General features: G+C 34.8%; 15 protein-coding genes. 5 read left to right on the forward strand and 10 right to left on the reverse strand.

All coding sequences use genetic code 11. The features are described 5' to 3' along the window. Positions 1–160 precede the first annotated feature (160 nt). Positions 161–724 (forward strand): Crp/Fnr family transcriptional regulator, encoded by a 564-nt coding sequence (locus tag CJF12_RS05560; RefSeq protein WP_034682852.1) that lies wholly within the window; start codon positions 161–163, stop codon positions 722–724. Positions 725–880: 156 nt separating this feature from the next. Next, positions 881–1,207 (forward strand): DMT family transporter, encoded by a 327-nt coding sequence (locus tag CJF12_RS05565; RefSeq protein WP_034682855.1) that lies wholly within the window; start codon positions 881–883, stop codon positions 1,205–1,207. Positions 1,208–1,261: 54 nt separating this feature from the next. On the opposite strand, the gene CJF12_RS05570 is transcribed toward CJF12_RS05565, so the two are convergent. The 5 genes from CJF12_RS05570 to gpmI all read right to left on the reverse strand — a co-directional run bounded on the left by CJF12_RS05570 (position 1,262) and on the right by gpmI (position 6,158). Next, positions 1,262–2,029, reverse strand: coding sequence for a class I SAM-dependent methyltransferase (locus tag CJF12_RS05570; protein ID WP_034682858.1), 768 nt, complete (start codon positions 2,027–2,029; stop codon positions 1,262–1,264). Beyond that, the gene (gene map, locus CJF12_RS05575) at positions 2,029–2,838 is read right to left on the reverse strand and encodes a type I methionyl aminopeptidase (RefSeq protein ID WP_034682861.1); all 810 of its coding nucleotides are present in this window, start codon (positions 2,836–2,838) and stop codon (positions 2,029–2,031) included. Before map ends, CJF12_RS05570 begins: the two co-directional genes overlap by 1 nt. A 114-nt stretch (positions 2,839–2,952) precedes the next feature. Beyond that, a complete protein-coding gene (locus CJF12_RS05580; protein ID WP_034682863.1) occupies positions 2,953–3,384 on the reverse strand; it encodes a BT0820 family HAD-type phosphatase in 432 nt (143 codons plus the stop codon). Positions 3,385–3,477: 93 nt separating this feature from the next. After that, entirely contained in the window at positions 3,478–4,455 is a 978-nt protein-coding gene (locus CJF12_RS05585) for an acyl-ACP desaturase (RefSeq protein WP_034682866.1), read from the reverse strand. 161 nt (positions 4,456–4,616) lie between these two features. Next, the gene (gene gpmI, locus CJF12_RS05590) at positions 4,617–6,158 is read right to left on the reverse strand and encodes a 2,3-bisphosphoglycerate-independent phosphoglycerate mutase (RefSeq protein ID WP_034682869.1); all 1,542 of its coding nucleotides are present in this window, start codon (positions 6,156–6,158) and stop codon (positions 4,617–4,619) included. A gap of 357 nt (positions 6,159–6,515) precedes the next feature. Here gpmI and CJF12_RS05595 point away from each other — a divergent pair, with 357 nt between their 5' ends. Further along, positions 6,516–6,839, forward strand: a complete 324-nt coding sequence (locus CJF12_RS05595; RefSeq protein ID WP_034682872.1) for a translation initiation factor — start codon at positions 6,516–6,518, stop codon at positions 6,837–6,839. Position 6,840: 1 nt separating this feature from the next. Here the strand turns inward: CJF12_RS05595 and CJF12_RS05600 are convergent, their stop codons facing one another. The 3 genes from CJF12_RS05600 to CJF12_RS05610 all read right to left on the reverse strand — a co-directional run bounded on the left by CJF12_RS05600 (position 6,841) and on the right by CJF12_RS05610 (position 12,074). Beyond that, positions 6,841–7,740: a leucine-rich repeat domain-containing protein gene (locus CJF12_RS05600; protein WP_034682875.1), complete on the reverse strand. Its 900-nt coding sequence runs from the start codon at positions 7,738–7,740 to the stop codon at positions 6,841–6,843. Positions 7,741–7,798: 58 nt separating this feature from the next. Further along, positions 7,799–9,946, reverse strand: coding sequence for an alkaline phosphatase PhoX (locus CJF12_RS05605; protein WP_034682878.1), 2,148 nt, complete (start codon positions 9,944–9,946; stop codon positions 7,799–7,801). 295 nt (positions 9,947–10,241) lie between these two features. Further along, positions 10,242–12,074, reverse strand: coding sequence for a cytochrome-c peroxidase (locus CJF12_RS05610; RefSeq protein WP_034682880.1), 1,833 nt, complete (start codon positions 12,072–12,074; stop codon positions 10,242–10,244). Positions 12,075–12,354: 280 nt separating this feature from the next. On the opposite strand from CJF12_RS05610, the gene CJF12_RS05615 reads away from it, so the two are divergent. After that, positions 12,355–13,473, forward strand: a complete 1,119-nt coding sequence (locus tag CJF12_RS05615) for an aldo/keto reductase (RefSeq protein ID WP_034682883.1) — start codon at positions 12,355–12,357, stop codon at positions 13,471–13,473. Positions 13,474–13,570: 97 nt separating this feature from the next. Continuing rightward, complete coding sequence (locus tag CJF12_RS05620) at positions 13,571–14,425, forward strand: nucleoside phosphorylase (RefSeq protein ID WP_034682887.1); 855 nt, start codon at positions 13,571–13,573, stop codon at positions 14,423–14,425. An 83-nt stretch (positions 14,426–14,508) separates the two neighbouring features. Here the strand turns inward: CJF12_RS05620 and CJF12_RS05625 are convergent, their stop codons facing one another. Further along, positions 14,509–14,937, reverse strand: coding sequence for a MoaF-related domain-containing protein (locus tag CJF12_RS05625; RefSeq protein ID WP_131329517.1), 429 nt, complete (start codon positions 14,935–14,937; stop codon positions 14,509–14,511). 161 nt (positions 14,938–15,098) lie between these two features. Further along, positions 15,099–15,656, reverse strand: a complete 558-nt coding sequence (locus CJF12_RS05630) for a DNA-3-methyladenine glycosylase I (RefSeq protein ID WP_034682892.1) — start codon at positions 15,654–15,656, stop codon at positions 15,099–15,101. Positions 15,657–15,777: the final 121 nt, after the last annotated feature.

Raw genomic sequence — 15,777 nt, forward strand, 5'->3', positions numbered from 1 at the left:
TCTATTTTTTATTCTTTAATTTTAATTTTTAAGTGATCATTTTATAGTCTAATCACCTGAATACCATCTTATTTTATTATTAAAAAATAGAAAATTTTAGTAATGAAATTAAGGATTACTCGTTAAAAACAGATAATTTTGAACAACCTCAATTTTCCCTATGGATATCGACAAGATTATTGACCAAATATTGATACTGCCCCCGTCCTCAAAAGAAAAGCTGAAGCTTCACATCACAGAAATTTCATACCCTAAATACTTTTGCCTGATGGAAGCGGATAAAGTAATTCCTTATACCTATTTTATTAAAAAAGGAATCGTTCGTGCTTATGCTTCTACAGAAGAAAATGATATTACGTTTTGGTTCGGAAGTGAAGGAGAAACTGCTATCTCCATGAAAAGTTTTGTAGAAAATAAACCCGGCTATGAAAGTATTGAATTACTGGAAGACTGTGAATTTTACAGAATGGAAACCGATAATTTAAGAGCTCTTTTTAATGAGGATATTCATATTGCCAACTGGGGACGAAGGTTTGCCGAAAGAGAACTTATAAAAACTGAAGAACTCATTATTTCAAGGCAGTTTAAAACAGCTTCAGAACGATATAAAGACTTGATGCGGGATAAACCGAATTTATTAAAAAGAGTTCAGTTAGGACATATAGCTTCTTATTTGGGAATTACTCAGGTTAGTTTAAGCCGGATCAGAGCTGAGATTAAATAGTTGCGTTGAGATTCTTTTAAACGCAAATAGGATTTTATTCCTTTTAAACTTAAAATATTCTTTTTTAGTATTTAATGACAAAATCATCATTTTTTAACATTTGTAAAATTTTAATTGCCCGTAAATACGGAACTTTGTAACAGAAAAAAATAAAAAATGAACTGGATTATTTTAATTATTGCGGGATTATTTGAAGTTGCATTTGCTTCATGTCTTGGAAAAGCAAAGGAAACATCAGGATCAGAAATGTATTATTGGTATGCTGGTTTTCTTGTAACCATGACCATCAGTATGGTTTTACTGATCAAAGCTACCCAAACACTGCCGATAGGGACTGCCTATGCTGTCTGGACAGGAATTGGTGCGGTAGGAACTGCTTTAATGGGAATGATCTTTTTTAAAGATCCAATATCATTCTGGAGAGTATTCTTCATCTCTACTCTAATTGGCTCTGTAGTTGGTCTGAAATCGGTCTCCCACTAAAAATAGTATGGTAATACAATAAAAAAAGTCTTCAATTGAAGACTTTTTTTATTATTATTTTTTGAAAACTACAGGTAAGATCTCATTGTGTCTTAATCCAAATTTTCTAATTTCTTCTTCTGTAAATTTTTGAGAATAGAAATTCACATCTACTTCAAAACCTGCTTTTTTCAGTCGGTCAAAATAATCCATTCCATACCAACGTACGTGATCATATTGTCCAAAATGTTTTTGACGTTCTTTAGGATCTGTTATTGAAAAGTCCTCGTAGGTTTTCTCTAATGAATTTTTCATAGGAACCTGAAAGATGCCCCATCCTCCTGGTTTCATTACCCTGTACATCTCACTTATAGCCTTTGCATCATCCTCTATATGTTCCAGTACATGGTTGCAAAAAATAATATCAAAGCTTTCATCAGTAAATGGTAAGTCCAGAATATCCGCTTTTACATCTACAATCGGAGAAAACAAATCTGCAGAGATATAGTTCAGATTTTTCATTCTCTTGAACTTTCTCAAAAACTCCTGCTCCGGGGCAATATGCAAGACTTTATAGTTTTTAATGAAAAAATCTGTTTCATTTTGAAGATACAGCCACATCTGGCGATGTCTCTCCAGACTCAGAGTTCCGGGAGATAAAGCATTTTCTCTTTGCTTTCCATACCCATAGGGAAGAAATTTACGATAAGATCTTCCATCAATAGGGTCATAAAATTCGGTTCCCTTAAAAAACTTATAGATAAGGGGTCTTGCCCATATGCTCATTGTAATAAGCGCAGGGCGTGGGATTTTATTGAGTAAAAGCTTGGCTATTTTTTTCATTAAAAATCCATTTGGAAAGGCTTCTCTTCATCACTTTCAATACCTAATGCTTCATAGATATATTTGAAAGTAGAAAGCAATACTGGTTTTCCGTTGATTACAGCAACATCATGCTCAAAATGTGCTGAAGGTTGGTTATCCAATGTAGTTACCGTCCAGCCGTCATTATGGAATTTCACTTTTTCAGTTCCAAGGTTTACCATCGGTTCTATAGCAATAGCCAAACCATCTTTGATCACCTTTCCACTTCCCTGTTTGCCATAATTAGGAACCTGAGGATCTTCATGCATTTTTCTTCCTAATCCATGTCCTACCAACTCCCTCACCACTCCATAACCTTCTTTTTCACAATGAGCCTGAATAGCATGAGAAATATCTCCAATTCTCTTTCCTCTGATACATTGCTCAATTCCTTTATAAAGAGACTCTTTTGTTACCTGCAATAGTTTCTTAGTCTCAGGGTTTACTTCTCCAATTTCAAAGGTATAGGCATGATCTCCTACAAAGCCGTTTAAAATAGCTCCACAGTCTACAGAAAGTACATCCCCTTCCTTAATAATATCATTATTTGGAAAACCATGTACCACCTGTTCATTAGGTGAGATGCATAATGAGTTTGGAAAACCTCCATATCCTAAAAATGCAGGTTCTGCACCATGGTCCTTAATAAAATCATGGGCTAATTTATCTAAATACAAAGTAGTAATCCCTGGTTTTATTTCTTTCGCCAACATTCCTAATGTTTTGGAAACCAACTGGGCACTTTGCTTCATTAAACGAAGCTCTTCTATTGTTTTTAATTGAATCATTTTTTGTAAGATGTTAGCTATTAGATTTTAGAAGCCAGATTAAACATTTATCCTAATAAAAGACATCCAGAAAATCTAATTTCTTATGTCTAACTTCTAATGTCTATTAATTTTCTACCAGAAAAGACCTTTTTTCTTTTCTTTTTTAAGTTTTGAATAGGCTAAAACTTCTTTGCCTTCCACACGGAATTCTATTCTGTCATTAATGATATTGTAGATTTCACCCCATCCTGGAAAACCACCTAAGTTTCGGTCATCGATAAACCAGTCTGCATCAATTTTTCGCGACTGTGTTTCGGAATCGAAAACCTCACCTTCAAAACTGGAATTCACTGCATAAAATTCTATTCCGTTTTTTTTACAAAACTCTACTGCTTCGTCCAATGTTTTTCCGTGTCTGTACGTCCAAAGGATTAATCTGTATCCTTGAGCCTGAAGCTTTTGTAATGTTTCAAAAGCAAAAAGCTTGGCCTTTCCTATTCCGGGATAAGCATCGTCAACAATCGTTCCGTCAAAGTCTACAGCAATTTTTTTATTATTTAACATTTCATGCGTTTTTAAGATGTGCAAAGATAAGAAATAAAAAGAGTGCCAAAAAACACTTGGCACTCTTAGTTTGTAATTTATGATGGTAAGTCACTAACTTTTCACCCAGCTGAACTGAAATTGTAAGTCCGGAGTAGAAACCCGATCTGTAATTTTCTGCAATCTTGATGGAAGTTTCATTAAATATTCCTGAGCTTTTTCAGCTTTTTCAGTAAGTCCTTTAACGTGTTCTATTTTCCACTCGTCAAGGAGGTCTTTCATAATATTGATATAATCCTGTCCGGTATATACCATACAACGTTGTGCCGCATCGGAAAAATGTCCCCAAAGCTCACCTGCTTTTTGTCCTGACTGCCTCATTAAATGTGCAGGCATTACAATTTTCTTGCGCATCATATCTTCAAATGCAAGAATCATTTCGGAAGGATCTATTTCAAGAATTTTAGCTACGAAATGCTTATAAGCTTTAGCATGTCTTGCTTCATCAGCAGCAATAACGCCACACATCTTGGCTAGTTTCCCGTTTCCTGATTGTTTTGCTAATGTTCCTACTCTTCTGTGAGAAATGTTGGTTGCCGTTTCCTGAAAACTCGTATAAATAAAGTTCCTGTACGGATCCATGCTTGTTCCCAAATCAAATCCGTCGCTGATCAAATATTGTGTAGTAATTTCAACTTCTCTCATATTCACTCTTCCGCACAGATAAAGATATTTATTCAAAAGATCTCCATGTCTGTTTTCTTCAGCTGTCCAGGATCTCACCCAATTAGCCCAACCTACTTTTTCTTCCTGATTAATCCCTTCAACTCCCATTAGCCAAGATTCATAAGAAGGCAAAGCCTCTTCTGTAATACAGTCACCAATTAAGGTCACAAAAAGATCGTAAGGCATTTCACGGGCAAAAGTCTGAATTTCTTCCAGGTCGTATTTGAAATCAGCGCTTGAAGGATCCGGAAGATAATCTGAAGGCTGCCATATCTTTTCGATAGGCGTCAAAAATTTTTCAAGAAAAGAACTTACTTCCTTTTCCAGAATACCCATTACTTCTTTCCTTACAAGCTTTTGATACATTTTAGTTATTTAGATTTATTATAATTAATATACAAAGATAGTATTTATTTATTATTTAGCGCATAATAACATATGCCTCTCATAATATGTATGACATATATCATAAAAAATGCCATTATGAGTATAACGGCATTTTTATTTAATTATTCTTATTATTTTCTTTAGCTTACTAAGATTTCTCCGGTCATTACGGGAGGTATTTCAATTCCCATCACTTTTAAAATCGTAGGAGCAACATCTCCTAATTTGCCTGCTTTCAGATTCCAGGTACGGTCTTTATCCATTACAATAAAAGGAACCAGGTTTGTAGAGTGCTGTGTGTTAGGCGTTCCATCAGGATTAATCATCACATCTGAATTCCCGTGATCTGCAAGGATAAATACTGCATAACCATGCTCATAAGCAGTAGTTGCTACTTTCTCGATGCATTGATCTACCGTCTCAGCAGCCTTTACAGCAGCTTCAAATACGCCGGTATGACCTACCATATCTGTATTGGCAAAATTCAGGCATATAAAATCTGCAGTCTCATTTTCCAGTTCAGGAAGGATTGCATTGGTAATATCATAGGCCGACATTTCAGGTTTTAGATCATAAGTCGGAACATCTTTCGGGCTCGGACACAAGAGTCTTCTTTCTCCTTTAAATTCCTCTTCTCTACCTCCTGAAAAGAAGAATGTAACGTGTGGGTATTTTTCAGTTTCTGCAATTCTGATTTGAGTTTTGCCATTATTTTCAATAATCTCCCCCATCGTATTCTTCAAAACCTCTTCATCAAAAACAACGTTGACATTTCTGAAGGTTTTGTCGTAATTGGTCAACGTCACGTAATAAAGATTAAGCTTATGCATAGAGAACTCAGGGAAATCCTGTTGTGAAAGCACTTCTGTAATTTCTCTTCCTCTATCTGTACGGAAATTGAAACAGATTACGACATCATTGTCAACAATTTTAGCCACCGGAACTACATTTCCTGTTTCAGTTGTGTTGACTACAATGATTGGTTTCAAAAACTCATCGGTTACGTTATTATCATAAGATTCCTGTATTGCTGCCAAAGGATCAGTTGTCTGAAGTCCTACTCCTTCCGTCAATGCATCATATGCTAACTTTACACGCTCCCATCTCTTATCTCTGTCCATTGCGTAATATCTTCCTACAATCGTGGCCAGCTTACCTGTTGTTACAAGCATATGCTCTTCAAGTTCTTTTATAAAGCCCAGTCCTGAATGTGGATCACAATCTCTACCATCCGTAAAAGCATGAACAAAAACATTGTCATTTAATCCAAAATTCTTGGCTGCTGTTAATAGTCCTTTTAAATGGTTAATATGTGAATGTACTCCTCCATTGGAAACCAGTCCAATGAAATGAACTTTTTTATTTTCTCTTTTAGCATATTCAAAAGCATCCTGGATCACCTTCTCTTGTCCTAAAGTACCGTTTTCCACAGCCATATTCAGTTTCACAAGATTCTGATATACTACTCTTCCTGCTCCAAGATTCATATGTCCAACTTCAGAATTCCCCATCTGTTCTGCAGGAAGTCCCACTGCTAAACCACTCGCTTCAAGCGTAGTATGTGGAAATTTTTGATAACAACTATCTATAAATGGTGTATTGGCTTTGTCTATTGCTGAAACGTCCGGATTCATTCCCAGTCCCCATCCGTCAAGTATTGCTAGTATTGCTTTTTTTGACATTTTTTGTAACTTTTATATTACAAATTTACCTATTTTCCAATGAAAATAATAATCTGAAAGCCTTAAATTTCATTTAAAATGTTATGGTTTATTTTCATATCCAGAGATCCCAATTCTTTACTCTCGCAGATCTTGCAGATTTTAATTCTTATCAAAGCAATATCAACTATTGGCTATCCTTTATGAAAAATAAATTAATACTTAAAATTTACTCTCAGTTCTGGTGATTGAGTGAATCTTTAATTATTATTAAAAATCTGCGTTATCTGCTCAATCTGCGAGAGAATAAAAATAATAGCTCAATAATAATTGATAACATCCATATGAGGTATTAATTATTATTTTTAATTTTGTATTATGGATTTACGAGATCAATTAAAGAACCTTTTCCCTGAACATGAAGAACAGGATTTTCAAATGCCTGAAGAACAATTCAAGCAGAAAGAACCATTAGTATGTAAGTTTGAGAAAAAAGGAAGAAACGGAAAGCCTGTCACTGTGATTGAAGGCTGGGAAGGTAATGAAGAAGATTTAAAGAAAATTTCCAAAAAGATCAAGACCACTTTAGGAATCGGAGGTTCAGAAAAAGACGGAACGATTATCATTCAGGGAGATAACCGAGATAAGATTATGGAGATTCTAAAAGATATGGGATACAAAACCAAAAGAGTCGGGGGATAATCTAGAAATAAATCTGGGTCCCGGGCAACAGCTTTTTCAATCTTTCTATCGTTGATTTCTCCATAGGATTTCCTGTTAATATGAGCGTTTTAAGATTTTTCAGTTTTGAAATTTCTACAGGAAGTTCTTTTAATTCATTATGGGCAAGATTCATACTTACCACACCTTTTAAACCTTTTATTTCAGGTGAAACTTCTTTAATCTGGTTTTGACTTATATTAAGAAATTCAATATTCTCAAGCTTTAATATACTTTTCGGTAGTTTGGAGATGGCATTTTGCTGGAGCTCCAAATATTTCAAATCACTCGGAAATTCCAGATTTCCAAGATCATTAATCTGATTAGCAGCAAGATTCAGATATTTTAAATTTTTAATTCTGTTGATATCTTCAGAAATGAAGCTAATCTGATTATCCTGAAGATTAATCTCTTCTAACGTTGAAATCTTTGTCAGTGCTTCAGGAAAAATATTAAGGTTGTTAGCATCAAGATGAATTACTTTTAAACTTTGAAGCTTAGCTATATTGGGATTCACAGAGGTTAAGCCATTTAAGTTCATTGAAAGAGTTTTCAATTTTGTCAGCGATCCTATTTCATCAGGAATAAATTTAATGCTGTTTTCATTAGCATTTAAAATTTCAAGTTCTTTTAATAAAAATATTTCCGAATCCATCTTTTCGAGATTATTCCCCATAATATTGAGAAAAAATAAAGAATTCATCTTTTCGATCCCTGAGGGTACATTAAACAGACCTTTTCCTCTAAAGCTCATGCTATATACTGTTGTTCCACTTTTTACAGCATCTTCAATATTGGTATAAGTAGGATATTTAACCGGATCAATCTGTGCATTTGTATATTCCAGGATACATAAGGCAAGAAGAAGAGAGATTTTTTTCATAAACAAAGAAAAGCTGTCGGCAATGGGATTACCGACAGCTGAAAAATTAATTAATCAATTATTTCTTAAGAAGTTTTACGGTTTTCTGGAAGCCTTCGGCCTCAATATTTAAAACCAATACATGGGATACTTCCAACTGGGAAGTGAAATCCAGTTCTAATGAAGTATTAGAACCTGTAAATTTCTTGGTATATACAATTTTACCGTCCATGCTGTAAGCCGTTACAGAGATATCTTTTAGACCTTTAGGAGAATTGATTTTTACAATTCCTGAAGTTGGATTAGGTGCTACAGTCACTGTATTTTCTACTTTAGTATCAATAGTTCCTAATGATCCGTTAGATCCCAGATTATTCTTTAAAGCAACTACAATGGTAGCTGATTTTCCACGGTAATCAATCGTATTTCCTGTTGCATCTACATCGGTAGAGATTGTAGAATCCGGGTGCTGAATAGAAAAGAATCCAAATTTATGATCAGGAGTAAATGTTAAACCTGTTGGCTCAGAACCTGCCGGCATCGAAGCAAAAAGTCTTACTTTAGGGTTCGCCTGTGTATGATCCGGAGCAACTACCCAAATGTAGTTTTTACCTCCATCCTGCAATACCCAAAGGTTTCCTAATTCATCAAAAGTAAGGTTATCATTACCATCTCCCCAAACTTCAGACTTCATTCCTTGTGCAGTATTGAAAGAATATACTGTAGAAAGTCCTCCTACAAAAGTTTCTACCTGAGAAGCTGTAGTTCCGTTATCCTGCAGACGATATACTTTATTCAAACCTTTAGCCGTAAAATAGATTTTACCGTCCAACGGGCTGATATCCACATCTTCTATTCCATTGAATTTCGTTCCTCCTAATGAAAAAGCTAAGTTATTGGTATTGTTTTGATCTGCTTTGGTTTTATTCGGAACCTGGATCCATGTTGCCGTAGTTCCTACAGGATCTCCACCTGTGCTTAGCCCTTGATCTAATTTCAATACATAAAGGTTTCCTGAAGAAAGGTCATTAGGCGTATCCATTACATATTTATATACTAAATGAGTTCCCCCATCTTCTCCATAATAAGCTATCGTTCCAGCATTATTAATGACCACATTTTCGTGGTTCATAATACCCATCTGCCATAATTTTCCTTTAGAACCATCTGTATTTTTAGAGATTACCTGAGCCGTTGCAGGATCAATTTCTACCAGCCATCCGTAATCTTTATACCCATCACCATTGGTATCACTGGAGGTTACAGATTCTTCTGCTGTAACTACTGTTCCCCAAGGAGTGATCCCTCCTGAACAGTTTCTGATAGTCTGTACTAAACTTGGTGTCGAAAAATCTACTGCTCTTGATTTTGTAAGCTGCCAAAGCTTTGTTGAAGCATTATAATTAATTTCAGCCATTGTTACTCCACCAGGATTGGTTTCATGGTTTACGGAAAGATAACCATTCGTAGAGCTGGCACTTTTAGGTACGTAAGCTGTAAAATCATTCTGACCACCTACTAATCCGCCTCCTTGTGTATAAGCATCTCCTTCTTTTAAAATAAGCTGATATTTATGCTCAGTCGGGATGATAAGTTTATTCGTTTGTGAAGTTGGAACGATAGATGTGAAGCAACTGATATGGGCAGCATTACAACTTACCGGGTTCGTAGTACTGTTAACTGTTTTAAGGTAGGCGTCAATTCTTAAGTCAGAACTTTGTCCGCTTCTGTTATGCAATTCAATAGACAGCCTGTTGTTTCCGTTAACAAATTTTGATTTCGGGATTGAGAAGACATTATAAACATTTTCTGCTGCTCCATCAATAGTTGTGCTGGAAGGAGTATTGAAAGTAATAGTACCTGCAGGCATATTATCTCTTACTACTTCCTGTCCGTTAAGATACACAACGATACCATCATCTCTCATTACCCCTAATTCCATGGTATCTGAAAGATCAGCTAAATTCACAATGAAATCTTTAGCAAAATAAGCCGTTATAAGCCCTGAATTGATCGTAGTTGTTACCGGATCACCATACCCCAGAGGCCCATTTCCTGTAGACCATGAAGCAATGTCAAAATTAGTGTCTTTCCACTGTGATACCAATGCCTGGTTGTTGTCTTTGTACCTCCATGAGGCGTTCTTGTTGAAAATAATAGTCTGTGCCTGAAGTACAGAACCTGATACGAATGCAAGTGCTGCAACGGTTAGTAGTTTTTTCGTCATCTTAATTTCGATTTATTAGATGTAGCAAAACTATTTTTTAATTGCGAGCCCCCTATTAATAGAGTTTTAAATAAATATCCCTCAATATTACAAAATTTAAAACCCAATGTTAAGTGAATTAAATTATTGTTAAATGTGGGTATGGGTTACGAGATTCGGGGTTCGAGTTGCGAGGTGTGAGATGCAAGATTCGGGACAATGGTAATGAGTTAATAAATCATGAATATTCTATTTTAAACCCTAAAACCCGTATCCCGCAACCCGAATCACGTATCCCGAACCCCGAACCTCCTAATCAATTTTTAGCCCTGCTGACATCAGTCAATGAATTAAGGAAGGCAATGATCTGTTTTATTTCAATTGGAGTAAGGTTAAGTTTGTCGGATGGCAGTGTCTGATTATTCATTTTTAAACCTAAACCTTCTCCACCCCCTTCATTATAAAAATCCAATACTTCTTCCAGGGTATGAAAAGCGCCATTATGAAAATAAGGTTTTGTAAGAGCAATATTCCTTACGGTCATGGTTTTGAATGAATTTTCATAGATCCATGAATTTTCTTTTTTCACAGGGCTTTTTACTCTCCCTGGATCTGCATCCAATTCCAGAGGAAGCTGATTCACCGGTTTTTTGGTAACTCCTAGCACTTCAGACTCATTTTCATTATAAAACGGGGGAACCAATCCGGAAAAATGAGGGGCAAAATGACATGTAGCACAATTGGCTTTCCCCATAAATAGATTGAATCCTTTTTGAGCATCTTCTGAAATTCCTTTTTCATTTCTCATAAAACGGTCAAAATCACTTTCAAAAGAATACAGAGAAGCTACATAAGAACTTAAGGCTTTAGAAAAATTCTCTTTATTAATTTTACCGTCTTTAAATGCAGCACGGAATGCTTTCTTATATTGAGGATTATTTTTCAGCTTTTTAATAATACTTTCATAACTTGTATTGAACTCCTCTTCATTATAAATGACATGTTCCGCCTGCTGCTCTATATAAAAAGCACGCATATCATAAAAAAACCTCTTAGCAAATACAGCGTTATATAAAGAAGGTGAATTTCTCAACACCGTTTTTCCTTCTATATTACTCTGTGATTTTATTTTTAAATCTGTAAAAGCGTTTTCAGGTAAATGACATGTTGCACAGCTCATTTTACCATTATCACTAACGGTCTGGTCATAAAAAATATCTTTCCCAAGCGTTCTAAGATCAGGGTTATCTTCGGAAGACTGTAATAATGTATAGAAATAAGGATCCAAAAAATCACTGCTGAAGAAATTTTTATTACCGACATTCCAGCCTGAAAATTCTTTCAGATCATCTGTTCTTCCATCCCATTTCCCCAATTCTTCATACAGAGGCTGAATATATTTTTTGTAGAATTCTATCCGGTCGAATTTTTCAAAATCCTTATGTCGAGAAAGGTAATCTATGCTTTGAGACAGGAGGATATTTACATTTTGGATGTTGTAATTTTTAAAATAGGGATCATCATTAATGTATTTTTTCATTCCCAAAAGTGCATAACCCGCTTCTTCAGAAATATTCAATGAACCTGGGGTATCAAATCCGGTAATACCTAAACTATAAATTCTTATTAACTCGATGCGGAGAGGCAACGTTTTATTATTTCCTTTACTTAAGCCATTTTTAACCGAACTGAGGTAAAAATTGGAATAGCTGTTGTACAAAAAATCAGTGATGGTTTTTATCTTATCCTTTTGCTCTATGGCTTCTTCTGAAAAAATGAGCTCATCCAGTACCTGTAATCCTTCAGGGGGTAAAGTATACGCTGAGGTACCCGCTGCTTCAATATGAAATAAAGGCGCTGCATTCAAATGTGTTTTTGAAAATTCCGGATAATAATAAGCAATATAGAATTCAATTTCCTTATAAGAGTTTCTGGTATTACGCAGTGATGCCTGCAGATCTTCAAGAGACAAATGGTTATCATCAAACTGGTAGACATCCGTTTTCAACTGTTCAAGTTTGCTTTTAAAATCAGCGAGTCCTTTATTGATCATGGTATTTTCATTTTCTATCCCTTTATCTGTTGGATTAAATGACATGATTGTAGAACTAATGAAAAGAATGATAATAACTAATAGAGTGTATCTCATGAATTTTTACCGGCAAAACTACCATTCTGACATTATCCCAGTTTTAAATTAGGATTAAATAATGTTTATATTTCATTTGGTATAGCCACCCGTTTTATACCAATAGAATGCTACCATAAGTTCATAAAGATTGGTAACTTTTTATCCATCAGCAGTAATCTCAATTTTATCTAAAGATTCATTAATTTTATTTTTAAATTTCACTAAAATGAGATTTGTACTTTTATAGAGTCATTGAATGATTTTTCTCTCTGTGCTAACATAAGTAAAAAAAGAAATAATGAAAAGTAGACGTCATTTTATTCAAACTATGGCTAAGGGCTCAATTGCGGCAGCTATAGGAAGCCATATCCCCAATTTTATTTCTGCAAATGTTCCCAATCCCAACCCTTTAAATGAACCAGTGCCCAAAGATTTAAATCCAAATAAAACATTAGCATTAGGAGGAGTTCCTCTTGCAGGAGCATGGATCGACACACCAGTTGAGGACTCTCTAGCTACATTGAAAACTGCATGGGATAAAGGAATACGTCATTATGATACCTCTCCAAGATATGGAATTGGAACCAGTGAACGGAGAATGGGAGCATTTTTAAGTACAAAAAAGGAAGATGAGTTTATCATTTCCTCTAAAGTCGGAAGAGTATTAAAACCAGGAATACCTGAAAATAAAGGAATCTGGAAATGCAACCTCTATAATAATTTTATCAATGATTATTCTGAAGACGCTACAAAGAGATCTATTGAAGATAGTCTATTAAGATTAGGCTTATCAAAATTAGATATTGTTTATATACACGACTTATCTCCTGATAATAAAGAGTTCAAGGGTCAATTTGAATATTTTTTTCAACAAGCGGTAGCCGGAGCTATTCCAACATTACAAAAACTTAAAGAAGAAGGAATTATTAAAGCCTGGGGTTTTGGAGTTAACAGACCCGATGCTGTGATACGCTCATTAGATATCATTTCACCTGACATTTGCCTTCTTGCCACACAATATTCAATATTAGACCATGAAGAAGCCCTACACTCTACTTTCCCGGCTCTGGAAAAAAAGAAGGTAAAAGTAGCTATTGGTTCGCCATTAAATTGTGGTTTCCTGGCAGGCAACAATCGTTGGAATTATTCCGGACAGCCTGCTCCTCAAAATATTATTTTAAAATATGCCAAAATGAAGGCCATCGCTGACAAAATGAATGTAGATCTGCGTTCAGCTGCTCTTAGGTTCAGTCTAGAACATCCTATTGTAAGCTCTCTGGTTGTCGGTGCACGCTCTCCCAAGCAAATATCAGAAGATTATAATTCTATTTATGGAGATTCAAAAATCAGTACAGCATTTTGGAAAGAGCTAAAAAAACAAAATTTAATTTCCCATGATGCTCCAACACCTCAGTAATTATATTTTTGAATACAATCAATAGGTTGGATAGATATTAATTATTCACCTGTTTCATACAAAAAAAATAGTACTTTTGTTAATTAAAAATCACTATATGCTTAATAAACTTGCTGCTTCAGAGCTTGTTCTGAATGATGACGGAAGTGTTTACCACTTGAACCTTTTACCTGAAGATATTGCTGATAAAATTATCCTTGTAGGAGATCCGGACAGGGTCCCTAAAGTTTCACAATATTTTGATAAAGTAGAAATTAAAAAAAATAAAAGAGAATTTTATACGCATACCGGAACATTACGTGGAGAGAGAGTTACTGTAATGTCAACAGGAATCGGTACAGAGAATATTGATATTGTTATGAATGAGCTTGATGCTTTAGTCAATATTGACCTGAAAAATAAAGAACTTAAATCAGACCATAAAACACTCGAGCTTTTCCGTATGGGTACCTGTGGAAGCGTAAATCCGGATGTACAGGTTGATAATATGCTGGTAACCCAGAATGTTGTAGGATTTGATGGTTTAATGCATTTCTACCAGGACTATCACTGTGAAAATGAATTTTCCAAAAACTTTATAGCAAAGTTTCCTTATGAAAAAATTAAGCCTATGCTATATTTTGCAGAATGGGCTGAGGATATGGGAAATTATTTTGCGGATGCCAAATACCATGGCAATACAGCAACATTCCCTGGATTCTATGCACCACAGGGAAGACAACTACGCTTGAAGGCTCTGGATGACAAGTTTCTTGAAACTTTAAATGATCTTGGAATTACCAATTTTGAGATGGAAACTTCTGCTATTTATGCATTTTCAAAGCTACTGGGGCATAAAGCCATTACTGTAAACAATGTCATTGCTAACAGAAGACGTGGAGAATTCTCTGCAGATCATCATGCTTCTGAAAAAAGCCTTATCGAATGGGTATTAGATCGAATTATTAAGTAAATGATAAATAAAAAAGGATTTCAATATTGAAATCCTTTTTTATTCTACTTGAAGATAAGCAGTTTTTACAGTTTAAAAAACTTCTAATTTATTTTTTTAATGGTACCGGGATTTACATATAACTGACCATCCTGACTTCCTTGCGTATGAAGATTCATTGTTTCAAAATCAAGTACGCTATATACCCCTAATCCACTTTTTTCTACCCAGGAAATAAAAAGCTTATGATCATCTATTTGTGAAGAGACATATTGGTCTGTTTCTTCCGTTGGGCCAAGATAATCTCCCTTTGTTAATTTCCAATGAACTGTTGAGTCCGATTTTAAAGTAATATGATAAGTAGATTCTTTATACTTCCATTCATAAGTAGTACCTATTAAATCTTTAACTGTGATCTGGGTTGCTTTACTCTTTAATTCTGTATTCTCATCCGATTTTTGCTTCTCTGTACAAGAATTAAAAACTAATGGAATGCTCATCATTAAAGCTATAGCTATGACATTTCTATTCATACAATTTTATTTTTTTTAATCATTTGTAGCATTTTTCGCCACGTATGCAGCTCTCAAATATCTAAAAATTTTATAATGCGCACAAATTAATTTATAAAACCATCTATGCTTTACTACTTATCTTTTAATATTTTCAGAAAGCATCATGAGAATTAAATCTATTACAATCTCGTAAAACAGCTCTCAATATGGTCATTTACCATACCTGTTGCCTGCATATGGGCATATACAACAGTAGAACCCATGAATTTAAATCCTCTTTTTTTTAAATCTTTTGAGAGAGCATCTGAAATTTCCGTTGTTGCCGGAACCTCTTTTAAAGCTTTCGGTAGATTATCAATGGGCTTCCCGCCTACAAAATCCCAGATGTATTTTGAGAAGTTTCCGAACTCCTTCTGGATTTCCTGAAATTTTTGGGCATTTGTAATCGTTGCTACAATTTTCAGCCTGTTTCTTATAATTCCGGAGTTCTGCATAAGCTCTTCTACTTTCTGATCAGTATAACGAGCTATTTTCTTATAATCAAAATCATCAAAGGCTTCTTTAAAGGTTTCCCTTTTACTTAGAATCGTATACCAGCTTAATCCTGCCTGAAAGCTTTCTAGAATAAGAAACTCAAAAATAGTCTGATCATCATAGACTGGCCTTCCCCACTCTTCATCATGGTATTTTCTATACAAGTCGTCTTTCTCACACCAGCCACACCGTATTTTTTCCATAAGTCTTCGTTTTTATTTCACTTTAAAGATAAAAACGATTTAGAAAACCATAACAAAAGATTATGAAAACTTTAACAACATATTCTGATTTTAGGAATGGTTATTGTTTTTACTAGTCATA

Origin of the sequence: Chryseobacterium piperi, assembly GCF_002285635.2 — a bacterium.
In the GTDB taxonomy this organism is placed as follows: domain Bacteria; phylum Bacteroidota; class Bacteroidia; order Flavobacteriales; family Weeksellaceae; genus Chryseobacterium; species Chryseobacterium piperi.

Coding starts and splice junctions, on each gene's coding strand:
- CJF12_RS05560 (WP_034682852.1), top strand. CDS start 161: ATGGATATCGACAAGATTATTGACCAAATATTGATACTGCCCCCGTCC.
- CJF12_RS05565 (WP_034682855.1), top strand. CDS start 881: ATGAACTGGATTATTTTAATTATTGCGGGATTATTTGAAGTTGCATTT.
- CJF12_RS05570 (WP_034682858.1), bottom strand. CDS start 2,029: ATGAAAAAAATAGCCAAGCTTTTACTCAATAAAATCCCACGCCCTGCG.
- map (WP_034682861.1), bottom strand. CDS start 2,838: ATGATTCAATTAAAAACAATAGAAGAGCTTCGTTTAATGAAGCAAAGT.
- CJF12_RS05580 (WP_034682863.1), bottom strand. CDS start 3,384: ATGTTAAATAATAAAAAAATTGCTGTAGACTTTGACGGAACGATTGTT.
- CJF12_RS05585 (WP_034682866.1), bottom strand. CDS start 4,455: ATGTATCAAAAGCTTGTAAGGAAAGAAGTAATGGGTATTCTGGAAAAG.
- gpmI (WP_034682869.1), bottom strand. CDS start 6,158: ATGTCAAAAAAAGCAATACTAGCAATACTTGACGGATGGGGACTGGGA.
- CJF12_RS05595 (WP_034682872.1), top strand. CDS start 6,516: ATGGATTTACGAGATCAATTAAAGAACCTTTTCCCTGAACATGAAGAA.
- CJF12_RS05600 (WP_034682875.1), bottom strand. CDS start 7,740: ATGAAAAAAATCTCTCTTCTTCTTGCCTTATGTATCCTGGAATATACA.
- CJF12_RS05605 (WP_034682878.1), bottom strand. CDS start 9,946: ATGACGAAAAAACTACTAACCGTTGCAGCACTTGCATTCGTATCAGGT.
- CJF12_RS05610 (WP_034682880.1), bottom strand. CDS start 12,074: ATGAGATACACTCTATTAGTTATTATCATTCTTTTCATTAGTTCTACA.
- CJF12_RS05615 (WP_034682883.1), top strand. CDS start 12,355: ATGAAAAGTAGACGTCATTTTATTCAAACTATGGCTAAGGGCTCAATT.
- CJF12_RS05620 (WP_034682887.1), top strand. CDS start 13,571: ATGCTTAATAAACTTGCTGCTTCAGAGCTTGTTCTGAATGATGACGGA.
- CJF12_RS05625 (WP_131329517.1), bottom strand. CDS start 14,937: ATGAATAGAAATGTCATAGCTATAGCTTTAATGATGAGCATTCCATTA.
- CJF12_RS05630 (WP_034682892.1), bottom strand. CDS start 15,656: ATGGAAAAAATACGGTGTGGCTGGTGTGAGAAAGACGACTTGTATAGA.